This is a genomic window from Lysinibacillus mangiferihumi (genome assembly GCF_003049665.1).
In the GTDB taxonomy this organism is placed as follows: Bacteria; Bacillota; Bacilli; order Bacillales_A; family Planococcaceae; genus Lysinibacillus; species Lysinibacillus mangiferihumi.
In genome coordinates, this window is the sequence record NZ_PYWM01000006.1 from 144,789 (window position 1) to 164,033 (window position 19,245).

Consider the following 19,245-nt stretch of genomic DNA (forward strand, 5'->3'; position numbering starts at 1 on the left):
TGACAGCTATCCACATCTTTGGTATGATGGATGCTGTTGTGAATCATCCATTTGTACCGTAGACAGTAGGAGTGACTTGTCACTTAATGTTCCTACCGAGGACATCGGAATTCGGATTCTTATTTTAAAGATGATGACTTTCAGCCTCTGTGTCTATATGACTCAGAGGCTTTTCTTTTGTCGGTATAAATGACCCATTCTAATAGGAGGTGTCATCATGAGCAAAGCAATCGAAAACAAACAATCTCAAGTGCAAGAAATCACAGAAAAATTCCAAAGCGCTGCTTCTGTAGTAGTAGTGGATTACCGTGGTCTTAATGTTGCACAAGTGACTGAACTTCGTAAACAACTTCGTGAAGCTGGTGTTGAGTTTAAAGTTTACAAAAACACTTTAACTCGTCGTGCTGCTGAAGCTGCTGGTGTTGAAGGAATCAATGAAGTATTAACTGGTCCTAACGCAATCGCGTTCTCAACTGAAGATGTTGTAGCTCCTGCTAAAATCATCAACGAGTTCGCTAAGAAAAACGAAGCTTTAGAAATTAAAGCAGGTATTATTGAAGGTGCAATCTCTTCTGTTGAAGATGTTAAAGCACTTGCAGAACTTCCATCACGCGAAGGTCTTCTTTCAATGCTTTTATCTGTACTTCAAGCTCCAGTGCGCAACTTCGCACTTGCAACAAAAGCTGTTGCAGAACAAAAAGAAGAACAAGGCGCGTAATTTCTTACGTAGCATAACTTCCGCGGCTTAACCGCAAAAAACTAAAACATATCCAATTAGGAGGAAATTATAATGAACAAAGAGCAAATCTTAGAAGCTATCAAAGCTATGACAGTTCTTGAATTAAACGATTTAGTAAAAGCTATCGAAGAAGAATTCGGTGTAACAGCTGCTGCTCCAGTAGCAGTAGTTGCTGGCGGTGCTGCTGCAGCTGAAGAAAAAACAGAATTCGACGTAGTATTAGCATCTGCTGGTGCTGAAAAAATTAAAGTAATCAAAGTGGTTCGCGAAATCACTGGTTTAGGTCTTAAAGAAGCTAAAGAAGTTGTAGATAACGCTCCTAAAGCTCTTAAAGAAGGCGTTTCTAAAGATGAAGCTGAACAAATCAAAGCTAAACTTGAAGAAGTTGGCGCATCTGTAGAAGTTAAGTAATCTCGTATTACTTTTATACAAAAGGAAGCTCGTCATTATGGCGAGCTTTTTCTTCATTCTGAGGAGGCATGAAAATGTCAGATCACTATTATACAAGTAAGCCTCAAACTGAAAGTAAACCTCGTCACTGGACGTTCAAGTTACTTGGGCATACGTTTTCCTTTGAAACGGATGCAGGTGTATTTAGTAAAAGCGAAGTAGATTTTGGATCCCGTGTATTAATAGATGCGTTTCAAATGCCGGATGTGGATGGTGCTATTTTCGATGTAGGTTGTGGGTATGGACCGATCGGGTTATCTATTGCCAAAGCAAATCCTGAGCGAACAGTATTCATGATGGATATTAATGAGCGGGCAGTTGCGCTTTCACAAAAAAATGCGCAAGTAAACGGTGTTCAAAATGTACGTATATTTGTAAGTGACGGACTATCGAATGTTGATGATGAGGCGAAAGCTGCAGCTATTTTAACCAATCCTCCAATTCGCGCAGGAAAGGAAACGGTTTTCCGCTTTTACGACGGTGCTTATGATAAGTTAGTGACTTCTGGAGAGCTCTGGGTAGTAATTCAGAAGAAGCAAGGTGCACCATCAACGGTTAGCTATTTAGAGGAAAAATTTTCTGATGTGGATATTGTGGAAAAGAAAAAAGGCTACTGGATAGTGCGTGCAAAAAAATAAATGAAATATGTATAAAATATTGACTTGACAAAACGGCTATGATAATATGATACAATGCAAAAATATTATTTTGAGGTCGTGTGCCCTTTTGGTATATGAATGATTTAATATGGGTATACTTGCCAAGATAAGTTTAGTTAACCGAAAATGAGATCTTTTGAAGACTCGTTTTCTTTTTGTCTTTCGAAATCATACACTATTTGGATGATTTTGCAAAGACCTAATATCGCTTTATTGAGGGGTGAATGAGTTGACAGGTCAACTAGTTCAGTACGGACAACACCGCCAGCGTAGAAGCTTTGCGCGTATTAAAGAGGTGCTTGAGCTTCCAAATCTGATTGAGATTCAAACGGCGTCTTACGAGTGGTTCCTTGAAGAAGGTTTACGTGAAATGTTCCGTGACATTTCGCCGATCGAGGACTTTACAGGTAATCTTTCATTAGAATTCATCGATTATTCATTAGGTGATCCTAAGTACGATGTCGATGAGTGTAAAGAGCGAGATGTTACTTACGCAGCTCCATTACGTGTGAAAGTACGTCTTTACAACAAAGAAACAGACGAAGTGAAAGAACAAGATGTATTTATGGGTGACTTCCCATTAATGACAGAAACAGGTACGTTCATTATCAATGGTGCTGAACGTGTTATTGTTTCGCAATTAGTTCGATCACCAAGTGTGTATTTCCATGATAAAACTGATAAAAACGGTAAAAAAGGCTTCGGTGCAACAGTAATTCCAAACCGTGGTGCTTGGTTAGAATATGAAACTGACGCGAAAGATGTAGTATATGTGCGTATTGATCGTACTCGTAAGCTACCAGTAACAGTGTTGCTTCGCGCACTAGGCTTCGGTTCAGATCAAGAAATTATCGATATTATCGGTGATAACGAGTATTTACGTAATACGCTAGAAAAAGATAACTCTGAAAGTACAGAAAAAGCACTTTTAGAAATCTACGAGCGTTTACGTCCAGGTGAGCCACCAACAGTAGAAAGTGCGAAAAGTTTATTGTACTCTCGTTTCTTCGATGCTAAACGCTATGATTTAGCGAATGTTGGTCGTTACAAAATGAACAAAAAGCTTCACATCAAAAATCGTTTGTTCAACCAAACGATTGCTGAAACGCTTGTTGATCCAGAAACAGGCGAAATTTTAGTAGAGAAGGGCACTGTGCTAGATCGTCGTACTTTAGATAAGATTTTACCTTACCTAGAGGATTCTTCTAAAGGCATTGGCTACCGCACTTTATCACAAGTTGGCGGAGTACTTGAAGATGACGTAACAATCCAATCTATTAAAATTTATGCTCCAAAAGATGAAGCACAAAAAGAAATCAATGTAATTGGCAATGCCTACATTGACGAAGAAGTGAAGAACATTACACCTGCTGACGTGCTATCTTCAGTAAGTTATTTCTTCAACTTACTTTACCAAGTAGGGGCAACAGATGATATTGACCATTTAGGTAACCGTCGTCTACGCTCTGTTGGTGAATTATTACAAAATCAATTCCGTATCGGTTTATCTCGTATGGAACGTGTAGTGCGCGAGCGTATGTCTATCAATGATACAGCCGCTATCGTACCGCAACAATTAATCAATATTCGTCCAGTAATTGCATCTATTAAAGAATTCTTTGGTAGCTCTCAATTATCTCAATTCATGGACCAAACAAACCCTCTGGCAGAGTTAACGCACAAACGTCGTCTATCTGCATTAGGACCTGGTGGTTTAACACGTGAACGCGCTGGTTTCGAAGTGCGTGACGTTCACTATTCTCACTATGGTCGTATGTGTCCGATCGAGACACCTGAGGGTCCAAACATTGGTTTAATTAACTCACTATCTTCTTTCGCTAAAGTAAATAAATTTGGTTTCATCGAAACGCCATATCGTCGTATTGACCACGAAACTGGCCAAGTAACAGATCAAATCGATTACTTAACGGCTGACGAAGAAGATAACTACTATGTAGCGCAAGCGAACTCACTATTAAATCCTGATGGTACATTCGTAAACGATGAAGTTGTAGGTCGTTTCCGTGGGGATAATACTGTTTTCAACAAGTCTCAAATGGACTATATGGACGTATCGCCTAAACAAGTAGTTTCTGCAGCGACTGCATGTATTCCATTCTTAGAAAACGATGACTCTAACCGTGCGCTTATGGGTGCCAACATGCAACGTCAAGCGGTTCCTCTTTTAAATCCAGAAGCTCCGTTTGTCGGAACTGGTATGGAACACGTAGATGCGCGTGACTCAGGTGCGGCTGTAGTAGCAAAATACGATGGTATTGTTGAGCATGTAGAAGCTCGTTCAATCCACGTACGTCGCATTGAAACAATCGACGGTAAAGAAGTTAAAGGCGATTTAACAAAATATAAATTACAAAAATTCATTCGTTCAAACCAAGGTACTTCATACAACCAACGTCCACTTGTAAAAGTTGGCGAACGTGTGAAACCTCGTGATATTTTAGCTGACGGTCCATCAATGGAAAAAGGTGAACTTGCATTAGGTCGTAACGTACTTGTTGCATTCATGACTTGGAACGGGTTCAACTATGAGGATGCAGTTATCATGAGTGAACGCCTTGTGAAAGACGATGTATATACTTCAGTTCATATTGAAGAATATGAATCAGAATCTCGTGATACAAAATTAGGACCTGAAGAAATTACACGTGACATTCCAAACGTTGGGGAAGATGCACTTCGTAACTTAGACGAACGTGGTATTATCCGTATCGGTGCGGAAGTACGCGATGGTGATATTCTTGTAGGTAAAGTAACGCCTAAAGGGGTTACAGAGTTAACGGCTGAAGAGCGCTTATTACACGCAATCTTTGGTGAAAAGGCACGTGAAGTTCGTGATACTTCATTACGCGTACCACATGGTGCGGGCGGTATCATCCTTGACGTGAAAGTATTTAACCGTGAAGACGGCGACGAGTTACCACCAGGTGTTAACCAATTAGTTCGTGCTTACATTGTTCAAAAACGTAAAATCCGCGTTGGGGACAAAATGGCCGGACGTCATGGTAACAAAGGGGTTATCTCTCGTATCTTACCGGAAGAGGATATGCCATTTATGCCAGATGGTACTCCTGTCGATATCATGTTAAACCCACTAGGCGTACCTTCTCGTATGAATATCGGACAAGTTTTAGAACTACACTTAGGTATGGCTTCTCGTTACTTAGGTGTTCATATGGCAACGCCAGTATTTGATGGTGCCAACGAAGAAGATGTATGGGAAACAATGGAAGAAGCAGGGATGAACCGTGACGGTAAAACAATCCTGTATGATGGACGTTCAGGTGAACCATTCGATAACCGTGTATCTGTAGGGATTATGTACATGATCAAACTTGCACACATGGTTGATGATAAACTTCACGCACGTTCAACTGGTCCTTACTCACTTGTTACACAACAACCACTTGGTGGTAAAGCGCAGTTCGGTGGACAACGCTTTGGTGAGATGGAGGTATGGGCACTTGAAGCATATGGTGCTGCATACACACTTCAAGAAATTTTAACTGTTAAATCTGATGACGTTGTTGGTCGTGTGAAAACATACGAAGCTATCGTTAAAGGTGAAAGCGTTCCAGAGCCAGGCGTTCCAGAATCATTTAAAGTATTGATTAAAGAACTTCAGTCTCTTGGTATGGATGTTAAAATGTTAACAATCAATGATGAGGAAGTAGAGCTTCGCGATTTAGACGAAGAAGAAGATCTTCAACCTGCTGACGCACTTAACATTGCGCCACAACCAGAAACAGAAGAAGAGCCAGTAGAGTCTTTTGAATAATGGATAAGTTCACATTCGTGTGAATATGGTCAAACTTATTTTTCAAATTAGTCGGGCAGGATTTAACGCCCTGCCCGACTTTCTTTACGAATGAAAACAATCTATTTTTAATCTTTTGTCAAAAGATATTTTGGCAAACGATTGTCGAGCTGCGTAAAAGAGTCTTTATAAAGACCTATAACTAGAGGGAGGTAGGCTCCTTGATAGACGTTAATGAATTTGAATATATGAAAATTGGTTTAGCTTCCCCTGACAAGATTCGTTCTTGGTCATATGGTGAAGTAAAAAAACCAGAAACAATTAACTATCGTACATTAAAACCAGAAAAAGATGGTTTATTCTGCGAACGTATTTTCGGTCCTACGAAAGACTGGGAATGTCACTGTGGTAAATACAAACGCGTTCGTTATAAAGGCGTAGTTTGTGACCGTTGTGGTGTTGAAGTAACACGTGCAAAAGTTCGACGTGAACGTATGGGTCATATCGAATTAGCAGCCCCAGTTTCTCATATTTGGTACTTCAAAGGTATTCCAAGCCGTATGGGTCTTATCTTAGATATGTCTCCACGTGCTTTAGAAGAAGTAATTTACTTCGCATCTTACGTTGTTATCGAACCAGGTGCTACAAACTTAGAAAGTAAACAATTACTTTCTGAAAAAGAGTATCGTGCATATCGCGAAAAATTCGGTAACACATTCGAAGCTGCAATGGGTGCAGAAGCCATTAAAAAGCTTCTTGGTAAAATCGATCTTGAAGATGAAACCCATTCTTTAAAAGAAGAGTTAAAATCTGCACAAGGTCAACGCCGTACACGTGCGATTAAACGTCTTGAAGTGGTAGAGTCATTCCGTAACTCAGGTAACTCTCCAGAGTGGATGATTTTAGATGTACTACCTGTTATTCCACCGGAGCTTCGTCCAATGGTTCAACTAGATGGTGGTCGTTTTGCAACTTCTGACTTAAACGATTTATATCGTCGTGTAATTAACCGTAATAACCGTTTAAAACGTTTATTAGATCTTGGCGCACCAAGCATTATAGTGCAAAACGAAAAACGTATGTTACAAGAAGCTGTTGATGCATTAATCGATAACGGTCGTCGTGGTCGTCCGGTAACAGGACCAGGTAACCGTCCGTTAAAATCACTTTCTCATATGTTGAAAGGGAAACAAGGTCGTTTCCGTCAAAACTTACTTGGTAAACGTGTTGACTATTCTGGTCGTTCCGTTATCGTAGTAGGTCCAAACTTAAAAATGTACCAATGTGGTCTACCGAAGGAAATGGCGATTGAGCTCTTTAAACCTTTCGTTATGAAAGAATTAGTAGAACGTGGTCTTGCACATAATATTAAATCTGCTAAACGTAAAATCGAACGTTTAAACAACGACGTATGGGACGTTTTAGAAGATGTTATCCGTGAGCATCCGGTACTATTAAACCGTGCACCGACACTTCACCGTCTTGGTATCCAAGCATTTGAACCAACACTAGTTGAAGGTCGTGCAATTCGTCTTCACCCGTTAGTATGTACAGCTTACAACGCTGACTTCGATGGTGACCAAATGGCGGTTCACGTACCATTATCAGCAGAGGCGCAAGCTGAAGCTCGCCTTCTAATGCTTGCTGCACAAAACATCCTAAACCCGAAAGATGGTAAACCAGTTGTTACACCATCTCAAGACATGGTATTAGGTAACTATTATTTAACGCTTGAGCGTGAAGATGCTCGTGGTGAAGGTTCGATTTTCTATGGACCAAACGAAGTGCTAATCGCATATGATACTGGCCATGTTCACTTGCATAGTCGTATCGCAATCAAAGCAAGTTCACTGCACAATCCAACGTTTACAGAAGAACAAAATAATATGTTCTTACTAACAACGGTTGGTAAAGTAATCTTTAACGAAATCTTGCCTGAATCATTCCCGTTCATTAACGAACCGACTGATTTCAACTTAGAGCAAGTAACACCAGATAAATACTTCGTAAACTTAACAATTGACGAAGAGACTCTAGCAGAGCTTGAAGCAGATGCTGCTTACAACCAATTAGATGAAAAAGGTAAAGTTGACGCACAACGTTCAGCGGTACTGCGCAAATACTTTGCATCTGTACCTGTTGTAAACCCATTCCGCAAGAAATTCTTAGGAAATATCATTGCAGAAGTGTTCAAACGTTTCCACATTACTGAAACATCTAAAATGCTTGACCGTATGAAAAACTTAGGTTTCAAATATTCAACTCGCGCTGGTATCACTGTTGGTGTATCTGACATCGTGGTATTACCAGATAAAGGTGACATCTTAGCAATAGCACAAGAGAAAGTAGATAAAGTTCAAGCGCAATTCCGTCGTGGTTTCATCACAGAAGAAGAGCGTTATGACCGTGTTATCTCTAGCTGGAGTGCGGCGAAAGATGAAATTCAATCAAAACTGATGAAGTCGCTTGAGAAAACAAACCCAATCTTCATGATGTCTGACTCAGGTGCCCGTGGTAACGCATCTAACTTTACACAGTTAGCAGGTATGCGTGGTCTGATGGCCAACCCGGCTGGTCGTATTATCGAACTTCCAATCAAGTCTTCATTCCGTGAAGGTTTAACAGTATTGGAATACTTCATCTCAACACATGGTGCGCGTAAAGGTCTTGCCGATACAGCCCTAAAAACTGCCGATTCAGGTTACTTAACACGTCGTCTTGTAGACGTTGCACAAGATGTCATTGTACGTGAAGATGACTGTGGAACAGACCGTGGCTTAACAATCGGAGCGTTAATGGAAGGTACAGAACTAATCGAAGCGTTAGACGAACGTATTGTTGGTCGTCATACGAAGAAAACGATTTTCCATCCAGAAACAGGCGATGTTATTTTAGAAAAAGACGGCTTAATCGACCAAGATATCGCGCGTATTATTACGGAAGCTGGTATCGAAGAAGTAACAATCCGTTCTGCATTTACATGTAATACAAAACATGGTGTATGTAAAAAATGTTACGGCATGAACTTAGCAACTGGTGAAAAAGTAGAAGTTGGGGAAGCAGTTGGTATTATTGCGGCTCAATCAATCGGTGAACCAGGTACTCAGTTAACAATGCGTACATTCCATACAGGCGGGGTAGCCGGAGACGATATTACACAAGGTCTTCCACGTATCCAAGAGATTTTCGAAGCACGTAATCCAAAAGGTCAATCTGTTATTTCTGAGATTGCTGGTACGGTATCAGATATTACTGAAATCCGTGAAGGTCTAAAAGAAATTACCGTTCAAGGTGATGTAGAAACTCGTAAATACCAAGCGCCTTATAATGCACGTCTAAAAGTCATCGAAGGTGACGCAATCGAACGTGGTCAAGTATTAACAGAAGGTTCTATCGATCCAAAACAATTATTAAAAGTAAAAGACGTTTCAACAGTTCAAGAATATTTACTAAAAGAAGTACAAAAAGTTTACCGTATGCAAGGGGTAGAAATTGGAGACAAACACATCGAAGTAATGGTACGCCAAATGCTTCGTAAAGTGCGCGTAATTGAAGCTGGTGATACAGAATTATTACCAGGCTCATTATTAGATATCCACCAATTCTCAGAGGCAAATGCAGATGCTGTGCTAAACGGCAAAAATCCTGCAACATGTCGCCCTGTAATTCTAGGTATTACAAAAGCTTCATTAGAAACAGAATCATTCTTATCTGCTGCATCATTCCAAGAAACAACTCGTGTGTTAACGGATGCTGCAATTAAAGGTAAACGTGATGAACTTCTAGGATTAAAAGAGAACGTAATTATCGGTAAACTTGTTCCTGCAGGTACTGGTATGCAACGTTACCGTCAAATCCGCATTGAAAAAGATGAGCTTGACGCAGAAGATCTAGTTTCTGCTGAATAACTTAAATGAAAGCTCCGAAGAGATGACGAAAGTGCATCTCTTCGGACTTTTTAAAGATATTAGTTGACAGTAGAAATTGATAATGATAATATATTGAAGGTTGATAGTTAACTGTCTGTACTTCGGAGGATATGAAAATGTCTTATGATAAAGTAAGGGCTAGTCAAACAATCATTGGTACAAAGCAAGCAGTAAAAGCAATGCAAGCTGGTTTAGTGAAAGAGCTTTTTGTGGCACTTGATGCAGACAATTGGGTAACCGATTCGGCCATATCTTTCGCGAGAGAAATCGGTATACCAGTTATTCTTGTCGAGTCCAAAAAGGAACTGGGCAAAGCCTGTGGAATCCATGTTGGAGCTGCGGTAGTTGCTATTGCTGTAGATTAGTTTTTGTGTATAAAACACAAAGACTTTGTTTTTACCCAAAAAATGAACCACCTGGATGTGTGGTATTAATAGTGAATGAATGAAGGGAGGAAAAACCGATGCCTACAATTAACCAATTAGTACGTAAGCCTCGTCAATCTAAAATCACGAAATCAAAATCACCAGCGTTAAACAAAGGATATAACTCATTTAAAAAATCTTTAACTGATGTTAAGTCTCCTCAAAAACGTGGTGTTTGTACTCGTGTAGGTACAATGACACCTCGTAAACCAAACTCAGCGTTACGTAAATACGCTCGTGTGCGTTTAACTAACCAAATTGAGGTTACAGCTTATATCCCAGGTGAAGGCCACAACTTACAAGAGCACAGTGTTGTTCTTATCCGTGGCGGACGCGTAAAAGACTTAGCGGGTGTTCGTTACCATATCGTACGTGGTGCTCTTGATACAGCTGGTGTAAACGGTCGTTTACAATCACGTTCTAAATACGGAACAAAACGCCCTAAAGAAAAAAAATAATTTAGCACGCTAAGTGTTAATAAATAACGAGCCTGATGTTGGTATTACCGATTTCCAATCATGCTAGCTGATGTGGAAATTTAGTGATAACGACATTTTAGGCGAAGTTTATAAAAAAAATCGATAATTATTCGAAAGGAGGAAAACACATGCCTCGTAAAGGTCCTGTTTCCAAACGTGACGTGTTACCAGATCCAATTTATAATTCGAAACTAGTAACTCGTTTAATCAATAAAATGATGGTTGATGGTAAAAGAGGTACTTCTCAAAAGATTTTATACGGTGCGTTCGAACTAGTTAAAGAACGTTCTGGTGAAAATCCAATTGAAGTATTCGAAGCTGCTCTAAACAACGTAATGCCAGTTCTTGAAGTACGCGCTCGCCGTGTTGGTGGTTCTAACTACCAAGTGCCAGTTGAAGTACGTCCAGAACGTCGTACAACTTTAGGTCTTCGTTACCTAGTTAACTATTCTCGTCTTCGTGGTGAAAAAACTATGGAAGAGCGTTTAGCTAACGAAATTCTAGATGCTTCTAACAACACTGGTGCATCAGTTAAGAAACGTGAAGATATGCACAAAATGGCAGAAGCGAACAAAGCATTCGCTCACTACCGTTGGTAATCTAAACATAGCATAAGCCCAATATGGAAGGAGAAATACCTAATGAAACGCGAATTCTCTCTAGAGAATACTCGTAATATTGGGATCATGGCTCACATTGATGCTGGTAAAACAACAACAACTGAGCGTATCCTTTATTACACAGGTAAGATTCACAAAATCGGTGAAACTCATGAAGGCGCTTCTCAAATGGACTGGATGGAGCAAGAGCAAGAACGTGGTATTACAATCACTTCTGCTGCAACAACAGCTCAATGGGCAGGCCACCGTGTAAACATCATCGATACTCCTGGACACGTAGACTTCACTGTAGAAGTAGAACGTTCTTTACGCGTACTTGATGGTGCTGTAACAGTACTAGATGCTCAATCTGGTGTTGAGCCTCAAACAGAAACTGTATGGCGTCAAGCTACAACTTACGGTGTTCCACGTATCGTATTCATTAACAAAATGGATAAAACAGGTGCAGACTTCTTGTATTCAGTAGGTACTCTACACGAACGTTTACAAGCTAACGCTCACCCAATCCAATTACCTATCGGAGCTGAAGATCAGTTCTCTGCTATCATTGACTTAGTTGAAATGAAAGCAACTTTCTACGGCGATGAAAAAGGTACTGCAGTAACTGAAGGTGAAATTCCTGAAGAACACCGCGAAATCGCTGAAGAATACCGTGAAAAATTAATCGACGCTGTTGCAAGTGTTGATGAAGAAATCATGGAAAAATATTTAGAAGGCGAAGAAATCACTGTTGCTGAGCTTAAAGCGGCTATCCGTCGTGCTACAATCGCAGTAGAATTCTACCCAGTAATCTGTGGTACAGCATTCAAACACAAAGGCGTACGCCCAATGTTAAATGCAGTTATCGATTACTTACCATCTCCAGTTGATGTACCAGCAATCAAAGGTACTTCAGTTGATGGTGACGAAGAGTTAGAACGTAAATCTTCTGATGACGAGCCATTCTCAGCTCTTGCATTCAAAGTTATGACTGACCCATTCGTAGGTAAATTAACTTTCTTCCGTGTGTACTCTGGAACATTAGATGCAGGTTCATACGTACAAAACTCTTCTAAAGGTAAACGTGAACGTGTAGGTCGTATCCTACAAATGCACGCTAACTCTCGTGAAGAGATTTCTAAAGTGTTCGCTGGGGACATCGCTGCAGCAGTAGGTCTTAAAGATACTACTACTGGTGATACTCTATGTGACGAGAAAAACCTAGTTATTCTTGAATCAATGGAATTCCCAGAACCAGTAATTTCTCTTTCTGTAGAACCAAAATCAAAAGCTGACCAAGACAAAATGGGTCAAGCTTTACAAAAACTTCAAGAAGAGGATCCAACTTTCCGTGCTCACACTGACACAGAAACTGGACAAACAATCATCTCAGGTATGGGTGAGCTTCACCTTGATATCTTAGTTGACCGTATGCGCCGTGAATTTAAAGTAGAAGCTAACGTAGGTGCTCCAATGGTATCTTACCGTGAAACATTCCGTAGCTCTGCAAAAGTTCAAGGTAAATTCACTCGCCAATCTGGTGGTCGTGGACAATACGGTGACGTAACGATTGAGTTCTCTCCAAATGAAGAAGGTAAAGGCTTCGAATTCGAAAACGCTATCGTTGGTGGTGTAGTTCCACGTGAATACATCCCTGCAGTTGAAGCTGGTCTTCGTGACTCTCTTGAACGCGGTGTAGTAGCTGGTTACCCACTAATCGACATTAAAGCGAAATTAGTATTCGGTTCTTACCATGACGTTGACTCGAATGAGATGGCGTTTAAAATCGCAGCTTCTATGGCTCTTAAAGAAGCAGCTAAACAATGTGATGCTGTAATTTTAGAACCAATGATGAAAGTAGAAGTTGTAATTCCAGAAGAGTACCTTGGTGATATCATGGGTAACATCACTTCTCGTCGCGGACGCGTTGAGGGTATGGATGCTCGCGGTAACTCTCAAGTTGTTCGTGCAATGGTTCCACTTTCGGAAATGTTTGGTTACGCAACAACTCTTCGTTCAGCAACTCAAGGTCGCGGTGTATTCTCAATGACATTTGATCATTATGAAGAAGTACCAAAATCAATTGCTGCTGACATCATCAAAAAAAATAAAGGTGAATAATTGAATTTTCATCTTGCATAAAGTATAACTAATTTGTAAGCTATGATTGCAGGATAGAGGATGGGCCCGTTCTCTATCAGCATTCATTCTATAAATTTTCAAATAAAACATACAATTTCGAGGAGGCAATCTCTAATGGCTAAAGAAAAATTTGACCGTTCAAAAACGCATGCTAACATTGGTACAATCGGACACGTTGACCATGGTAAAACAACTTTAACTGCTGCAATCGCTACAGTTCTTTCTAAAAAAATGGGTGGTACAGCTAAATCTTACGCTGACATCGACAACGCACCAGAAGAAAAAGAACGTGGTATCACAATCAATACTTCTCACGTAGAATACGAAACAGAAACTCGTCACTATGCACACGTTGACTGCCCAGGACACGCTGACTATGTTAAAAACATGATCACTGGTGCTGCTCAAATGGACGGCGGTATCTTAGTAGTATCTGCTGCTGACGGTCCAATGCCACAAACTCGTGAACACATCCTTTTATCTCGTCAAGTAGGTGTTCCATACTTAGTAGTATTCATGAACAAATGTGATATGGTAGACGACGAAGAATTATTAGAATTAGTAGAAATGGAAATCCGTGACCTACTATCTGAATATGACTTCCCAGGCGACGATATCCCAGTAATCAAAGGTTCTGCTCTTAAAGCTCTTGAAGGTGAACCAGAATGGGAAGAAAAAATCGTTGAATTAATGGACGCTGTAGATTCTTACATCCCAACTCCAGAACGTCAAACTGACAAACCATTCATGATGCCAGTAGAGGACGTATTCTCTATCACTGGTCGTGGTACAGTTGCAACTGGCCGTGTTGAACGTGGTCAAGTTAAAGTTGGTGACGTAGTTGAAATCGTAGGTATCGCTGAAGAAGCTAAATCTACAACTGTAACTGGCGTTGAAATGTTCCGTAAATTATTAGACTACGCTGAAGCTGGTGACAACATCGGTGCTTTACTTCGTGGTGTAGCTCGTGAAGAAATCCAACGTGGTCAAGTATTAGCTAAACCAGGCTCAATCACTCCACACACAAACTTCAAAGCTGAAGTTTACGTTTTATCAAAAGAAGAGGGTGGCCGTCATACTCCATTCTTCTCTAACTACCGTCCTCAGTTCTACTTCCGTACAACTGACGTAACAGGTATCTGTAACTTACCAGAAGGCGTTGAAATGGTAATGCCTGGCGATAACATCGAAATGACAGTAGAACTTATCGCTCCAATCGCTCTTGAAGAAGGTACTAAATTCTCTATCCGTGAGGGTGGCCGTACTGTAGGCGCTGGCGTAGTTGCTTCTATCCAAAAATAATTTTTAGCTTAGGCTAATTTTAAAACCAATCTGTAGGGACGCTTACAGATTGGTTTTTTATGTTAAAATATAAAAGTGAAAGGAGCGTCTGTTTATGGAAATGAAGGTTTTATTGATAGAAGATGATCCATCAATTTTTGCAATGATTGAAGAGCGCTTTTTGCAATGGTCATTACGCGTTGTAGGTCCAACTGATTTTCAAAAGGTGATGGATGATTTTATCGAAGAGAAGCCACAGCTAGTTTTAATAGATATTCAACTACCGGCATATGATGGCTTTCATTGGTGCCGTGAAATACGACATATTTCAAAGGTGCCAATCCTCTTTCTATCTTCACGAGATCATCCAATGGATATGGTAATGGCGATGCAAATGGGTGCCGATGATTTTATACAAAAACCCTTCCATATGGAGGTGTTACTTGCAAAGGTTCAAGCTATTTTACGCCGTACTTATGACTATGTTGAAGAAACAATGGATGTGACGCGTTTCAATGGGGCTGTTTTGGATTACGCGCGTAGTGAGATTATGTATAATGGGCAGCTTGTTTCGTTAACTAAAAATGAACTGTTTATTTTACGAGTTTTATTGGAAAAGGCTAATCATATCGTTTCTAGAGAGGACTTAATGAGAAAACTATGGGACGATGAGCGCTTTGTGAATGATAATACATTATCAGTCAATGTTAATCGATTACGTGCTAAGCTAGAGGATATCGGCTTACAGGAAGTTATTGTGACAAAAAAGGGGCTCGGCTATATAGCGGTGACGCAGGTGACGTGAGTGAGGATGCTATTTTTATTTATAAGAGAACGTCTAGCATGGATTGGCTTTTTTGTCTTTCTTCTTATCGTACTTAACATATTATTTTCTTTGGACGTTGGTTTAGTTGGCATCTCCATTTGGTATGTCAATATGAATATGATTGTGGCGTTTTTCATTTTTTTATTATGGCGGTATACAAAGGAAATTGGTCAATTGAAAGATTTCCTGGGAAATGTAGATAGCAGGCTGGATGATGCTCATACTAGAAGTTTAGCTTTATCACCTTTTCAGGAGACATACTACAGAAAAATTGAAGACGTCTTTTATGATAAGGATGCAGAGTTGAATCATGCGAAGGTGCAGTTACAGGAGTATACAGATGAGCTGCTAGCATGGGTGCATGAAGTGAAAGCGCCTTTAACAACGATAAATTTAATGTTAGATCGTATTGAAGATTCAACCTTGCGGAGGAAACTAGAGACCGAATGGTTAAGGTTGCATCTACTTGTCGATCAGCAATTACACCAAACACGCCTTGCAACGATTGAAAAGGATAATTTTTTAACTGAAATAGAACTGCGCACGGTTGTTTATAAAGAAATCCGTGCAATGCAAGCATGGTGCTTAGAAAAGGATATCGGCTTTGATGTTGGTGAATTAACAGAAGTGGTTTTAACCGATAGTAAATGGTTAGCGTTCATTGTAAGACAAATTCTATCAAATGCTATTAAATATAGCCCTATCAATACAGAAATCTTTATTTTTACAGAGGTTGATTCATCTGGTGCAACGTTGTTACATATTAAGGATAATGGCATTGGAATAAGAACAGATGATATGCCACGGATTTTCCAAAAATCGTATACAGGAACGGCCGGTCGAGAATCTGCACAGTCAACGGGTATGGGCTTGTATTTAGCACATAACATTGCTCAAAAAATTGGCGTTCGTATTAGTGTACAATCAGTAGTAGGGGAAGGGTCAATCTTTACGCTACGATTCCCATTACAAAATGAATATGCCAAACTAACAGGTAGATGACGAAATTGTCACCTACCTTTTTATATTGTCATGTAAAACGCACGAATTGAACGTGTAGACAGGGTACACTTGTAGTATAGAAAGGGGCGTTAACCTGTGGCAGTTTTAATTGGACGTAAAGTAAAAAAAGTATATGGTAAAAAATCGACGGCACAAGAGGTGTTGAAGGGTATAGATTTAGAAGTGAATGAAGGAGAGTTTGTTGGCATTATGGGTCCGTCAGGCTCAGGGAAGACGACATTATTAAATGTGTTGTGTTCGATTGATTTTGCAACGGAAGGTGTCATTGAAATAAATGGTCAAAGCTTACGAGGGATGAAAGAAAAGGCTTTAGCTAATTTCCGTCGTGAACAGCTTGGATTTATATTCCAAGATTATAATTTATTGGACACTTTGACAGTGAAGGAAAACATCTTGCTGCCATTAGCGATTAGCAAGTTACCGAAAGCTGTAGCAGAAAGTCGTGTCAAAGAGCTTACTTATTTACTCGGTATTGGAGATATATTAAATAAATACCCAAATGAAATATCTGGCGGTCAAAAGCAACGTACATCGGCTGCGCGTGCATTAATTACAAATCCATCAATGGTCTTTGCAGATGAACCTACAGGTGCACTGGATTCGAAATCAGCAACAGCTCTGTTGAAGAATTTGCAAAGTATTAATGAAACCAAGAAAGCGACAATTATGATGGTGACGCATGATGCGGTGGCAGCGAGTTTCTGTACACGTGTTTTGTTTTTAAAAGATGGGCTGATTTACAGTGAACTATACAAAGGTGATAAAACAAGACAGGCGTTTTTCCAAGAAATCATGCATACGCAAAGTGTGCTAGGCGGTGACGGTTATGAGTCTTAGTAAGCTTGTATTTCGAAGTATGAAGAAAAATATGAAACATTATTATTTATACTTCTTTGCACTTATTTTTAGTGTGACACTCTATTTTTCTTTTGTGACATTACAGCATAATGGTGAAGTTTTCGATTCCGTTCAAAAGAGTGGCAAAGCATCAGCAGGATTTAAGGCTGCAACGTATATTTTGTACTTTATTATTTTATTTTTCGTGTTATATGCAAACCACTTATTTATGAAGCGTCGTAGCAAGGAAATTGGCTTGTATCAGCTAATAGGAATGACAAAGGGATTAATTGTGCGCTTATTGGCTTTAGAAAGCATTCTATTATTTGTAGGAGCTGTCGCTGTAGGGATAATTGTTGGTTTCTTTAGCTCCCGCCTAATCGCCATGATTTTATTGCGTATCCTTGAAAAAGAGACGCTTGTGAAAATGACCTTTAGTACTCAAGCATTGCAGCAATCTATTGTTGTTTTCGTTATCTTATTAGTTATCGTCTTGTTCCAAATGACATGGATGATTCATCGTGTATCACTATTATCCTTATTTAGCGCGGCTAAACAAGCAGATGAGCGTGTGAAACGATTCAGCCCATTACAAATGGTTATTGGTTTTTTAGGGCTTGTACTCATTGCATATGGCTACTATGCATCAACGAAATTATTTGATATTAATAATGCAGGCAATCTATTTAATAATATGATTATTATTTTGGCTACAACAATTGGGGGAACATTCCTAGTTTTCCGTTTCTCTGTAGCGTTTATAATGAATACTGTTCGTTTAAAGAAAAATGGACATTTGACTGTCCATGATGTATTGGCGTTAACACCAATTATGCATCGCATGAAAAGTAATGCTAAATCATTGACCCTGATTACAGTTTTAACGGGTGTATCACTTGGGATTACCACATTATCATATATTTCGTATTATTCTTCAGAAGCGGATGCCTATAGTCAAATCCCTGGCGATTACATTTTGCATGAAGATCAAGGACAGGATTTTTTAAAGAAACTAGAGGAAAATAATATCGCTTATGATAAGGTTGAATATCGTTTACAAGGGGTTACAGCTACCATCGCTCAGTTAATGGCTGAAGAACAAAAAGATAGTCCATTTTATAACATGGAAGGCACGATTTATACCATTCCACTTTCGGATTATCAACGTAGAAATCCAAATACAACAATTGCGGGTAATGATGTTATTTTAACGAACTATGGTGGCTATATGGCGGAGATGTTCCCATTAGAAAAGGATCGTAATCTAGTCGTATCAGCAGGTAAACTTAAAGAAACATTGCATGTCAAAGCTATTCATGATGAAAGTATTATTGGTGGAACAGTAACGTCTGGCGGCGGAGGTCCAATTTTTGTAGTGTCTGATGCATTGTTTGAAAAATTGTCAACGCAAGCAAAACTATTCCCTTGGCATAAACAAACTTCGATTACATTACAGTCAAAGAAAGACCTTGCACTAGCTGAAAAATTGTATGAAGAATCAGGCGCAGATGCCATTACGATTTTTGATAATGATGGCAATACGCAAAACTATAAAATCAAGTCATTTGAAGCTGAACGTAAAGGAAATATTGAATCACTTGGGTTAATAATTTTTACTACAGCATTTTTAGGCTTAGCATTTTTAATGACGACTGGTAGCATTCTGTACTTTAAACAAATGTCTGAAGCAGAAGAGGAACGAGGAGCTTATACAATTTTAAGAAAGATTGGCTTCTCAGAACGAGATATCATGAAAGGAATCTTTATGAAACAAGCGTTCAATTTTGGTGTTCCTTTACTGATTGGTCTACTTCATAGTTATTTTGCAGTGAAATCAGGATGGTTTTTATTTGGTTCAGAATTAACAACACCATTATGGATTGCTATGAGCTGTTACGTCGCTTTATATGCAATTTTTGCAGTCCTTTCGGTTGGTTATTATAAAAAAGTTATAAGAGAATCATTATAACTATTAAATAGGAAGAAACTCCTTAAAACAGTATGATCTCATGCAGGTCATGCTGTTTTTTTGCAGTTCCAATTTAATGAAATATCTCATAACAGCTTGACTTTCGTTTGTC

The 19,245-nt window shown here is 39.5% G+C and carries 14 protein-coding genes and 1 other annotated feature; all 14 genes read left to right on the top strand.

The window, feature by feature from the left end; genetic code table 11:
* Window positions 1-38: 38 nt before the first annotated feature.
* Window positions 39-185, top strand: a sequence feature (ribosomal protein L10 leader region).
* Window positions 186-217: 32 nt separating this feature from the next.
* The 14 genes from rplJ (at window position 218) to C9J37_RS08335 (ending at window position 19,133) form a co-directional block, all read left to right on the top strand.
* Entirely contained in the window at window positions 218-718 is a 501-nt protein-coding gene (gene rplJ / locus C9J37_RS08270; RefSeq protein WP_024364383.1) for a 50S ribosomal protein L10, read from the top strand.
* A gap of 72 nt (window positions 719-790) precedes the next feature.
* Window positions 791-1,150 (top strand): 50S ribosomal protein L7/L12, encoded by a 360-nt coding sequence (gene rplL, locus C9J37_RS08275; RefSeq protein ID WP_010860618.1) that lies wholly within the window; start codon window positions 791-793, stop codon window positions 1,148-1,150.
* Between the two features lie 74 nt (window positions 1,151-1,224).
* Window positions 1,225-1,827 carry a class I SAM-dependent methyltransferase gene (locus tag C9J37_RS08280; RefSeq protein WP_107894987.1) on the top strand — a complete coding sequence of 201 codons (603 nt, stop codon included), beginning with the start codon at window positions 1,225-1,227 and terminating at the stop codon, window positions 1,825-1,827.
* A 241-nt stretch (window positions 1,828-2,068) separates the two neighbouring features.
* Window positions 2,069-5,644 carry a DNA-directed RNA polymerase subunit beta gene (gene rpoB, locus C9J37_RS08285; protein WP_176723245.1) on the top strand — a complete coding sequence of 1,192 codons (3,576 nt, stop codon included), beginning with the start codon at window positions 2,069-2,071 and terminating at the stop codon, window positions 5,642-5,644.
* A gap of 200 nt (window positions 5,645-5,844) precedes the next feature.
* Window positions 5,845-9,531: a DNA-directed RNA polymerase subunit beta' gene (gene rpoC / locus C9J37_RS08290; protein WP_107894988.1), complete on the top strand. Its 3,687-nt coding sequence runs from the start codon at window positions 5,845-5,847 to the stop codon at window positions 9,529-9,531.
* Between the two features lie 137 nt (window positions 9,532-9,668).
* Entirely contained in the window at window positions 9,669-9,917 is a 249-nt protein-coding gene (locus C9J37_RS08295) for a ribosomal L7Ae/L30e/S12e/Gadd45 family protein (protein ID WP_024364379.1), read from the top strand.
* A 98-nt stretch (window positions 9,918-10,015) separates the two neighbouring features.
* Window positions 10,016-10,435, top strand: coding sequence for a 30S ribosomal protein S12 (gene rpsL, locus C9J37_RS08300; protein ID WP_010860613.1), 420 nt, complete (start codon window positions 10,016-10,018; stop codon window positions 10,433-10,435).
* 149 nt (window positions 10,436-10,584) lie between these two features.
* The gene (gene rpsG, locus C9J37_RS08305; protein ID WP_024364378.1) at window positions 10,585-11,055 is read left to right on the top strand and encodes a 30S ribosomal protein S7; all 471 of its coding nucleotides are present in this window, start codon (window positions 10,585-10,587) and stop codon (window positions 11,053-11,055) included.
* A gap of 42 nt (window positions 11,056-11,097) precedes the next feature.
* Window positions 11,098-13,176: an elongation factor G gene (gene fusA, locus C9J37_RS08310; RefSeq protein WP_107894989.1), complete on the top strand. Its 2,079-nt coding sequence runs from the start codon at window positions 11,098-11,100 to the stop codon at window positions 13,174-13,176.
* 135 nt (window positions 13,177-13,311) lie between these two features.
* Window positions 13,312-14,499: an elongation factor Tu gene (gene tuf / locus C9J37_RS08315; protein ID WP_107894990.1), complete on the top strand. Its 1,188-nt coding sequence runs from the start codon at window positions 13,312-13,314 to the stop codon at window positions 14,497-14,499.
* Between the two features lie 100 nt (window positions 14,500-14,599).
* On the top strand, window positions 14,600-15,283 hold the full coding sequence (locus C9J37_RS08320; protein ID WP_025220844.1) for a response regulator transcription factor: 684 nt from the start codon (window positions 14,600-14,602) through the stop codon (window positions 15,281-15,283).
* 6 nt (window positions 15,284-15,289) lie between these two features.
* A complete protein-coding gene (locus C9J37_RS08325) occupies window positions 15,290-16,306 on the top strand; it encodes a sensor histidine kinase (RefSeq protein ID WP_107894991.1) in 1,017 nt (338 codons plus the stop codon).
* Window positions 16,307-16,402: 96 nt separating this feature from the next.
* Window positions 16,403-17,164 (top strand): ABC transporter ATP-binding protein, encoded by a 762-nt coding sequence (locus C9J37_RS08330; protein WP_024364373.1) that lies wholly within the window; start codon window positions 16,403-16,405, stop codon window positions 17,162-17,164.
* A complete protein-coding gene (locus C9J37_RS08335) occupies window positions 17,154-19,133 on the top strand; it encodes an FtsX-like permease family protein (protein ID WP_107894992.1) in 1,980 nt (659 codons plus the stop codon). The genes C9J37_RS08330 and C9J37_RS08335 overlap by 11 nt, the downstream gene beginning before the upstream one ends.
* The last annotated feature ends 112 nt before the right edge of the window (window positions 19,134-19,245 follow it).

Bases quoted from the DNA above. Each gene is read 5' to 3' on its own strand.
- C9J37_RS08280 (WP_107894987.1), top strand. From the start codon at position 1,225: ATGTCAGATCACTATTATACAAGTAAGCCTCAAACTGAAAGTAAACCT.
- C9J37_RS08325 (WP_107894991.1), top strand. From the start codon at position 15,290: ATGCTATTTTTATTTATAAGAGAACGTCTAGCATGGATTGGCTTTTTT.
- tuf (WP_107894990.1), top strand. From the start codon at position 13,312: ATGGCTAAAGAAAAATTTGACCGTTCAAAAACGCATGCTAACATTGGT.
- C9J37_RS08320 (WP_025220844.1), top strand. From the start codon at position 14,600: ATGAAGGTTTTATTGATAGAAGATGATCCATCAATTTTTGCAATGATT.
- rplL (WP_010860618.1), top strand. From the start codon at position 791: ATGAACAAAGAGCAAATCTTAGAAGCTATCAAAGCTATGACAGTTCTT.
- C9J37_RS08295 (WP_024364379.1), top strand. From the start codon at position 9,669: ATGTCTTATGATAAAGTAAGGGCTAGTCAAACAATCATTGGTACAAAG.
- rplJ (WP_024364383.1), top strand. From the start codon at position 218: ATGAGCAAAGCAATCGAAAACAAACAATCTCAAGTGCAAGAAATCACA.
- fusA (WP_107894989.1), top strand. From the start codon at position 11,098: ATGAAACGCGAATTCTCTCTAGAGAATACTCGTAATATTGGGATCATG.
- rpsL (WP_010860613.1), top strand. From the start codon at position 10,016: ATGCCTACAATTAACCAATTAGTACGTAAGCCTCGTCAATCTAAAATC.
- rpsG (WP_024364378.1), top strand. From the start codon at position 10,585: ATGCCTCGTAAAGGTCCTGTTTCCAAACGTGACGTGTTACCAGATCCA.
- C9J37_RS08335 (WP_107894992.1), top strand. From the start codon at position 17,154: ATGAGTCTTAGTAAGCTTGTATTTCGAAGTATGAAGAAAAATATGAAA.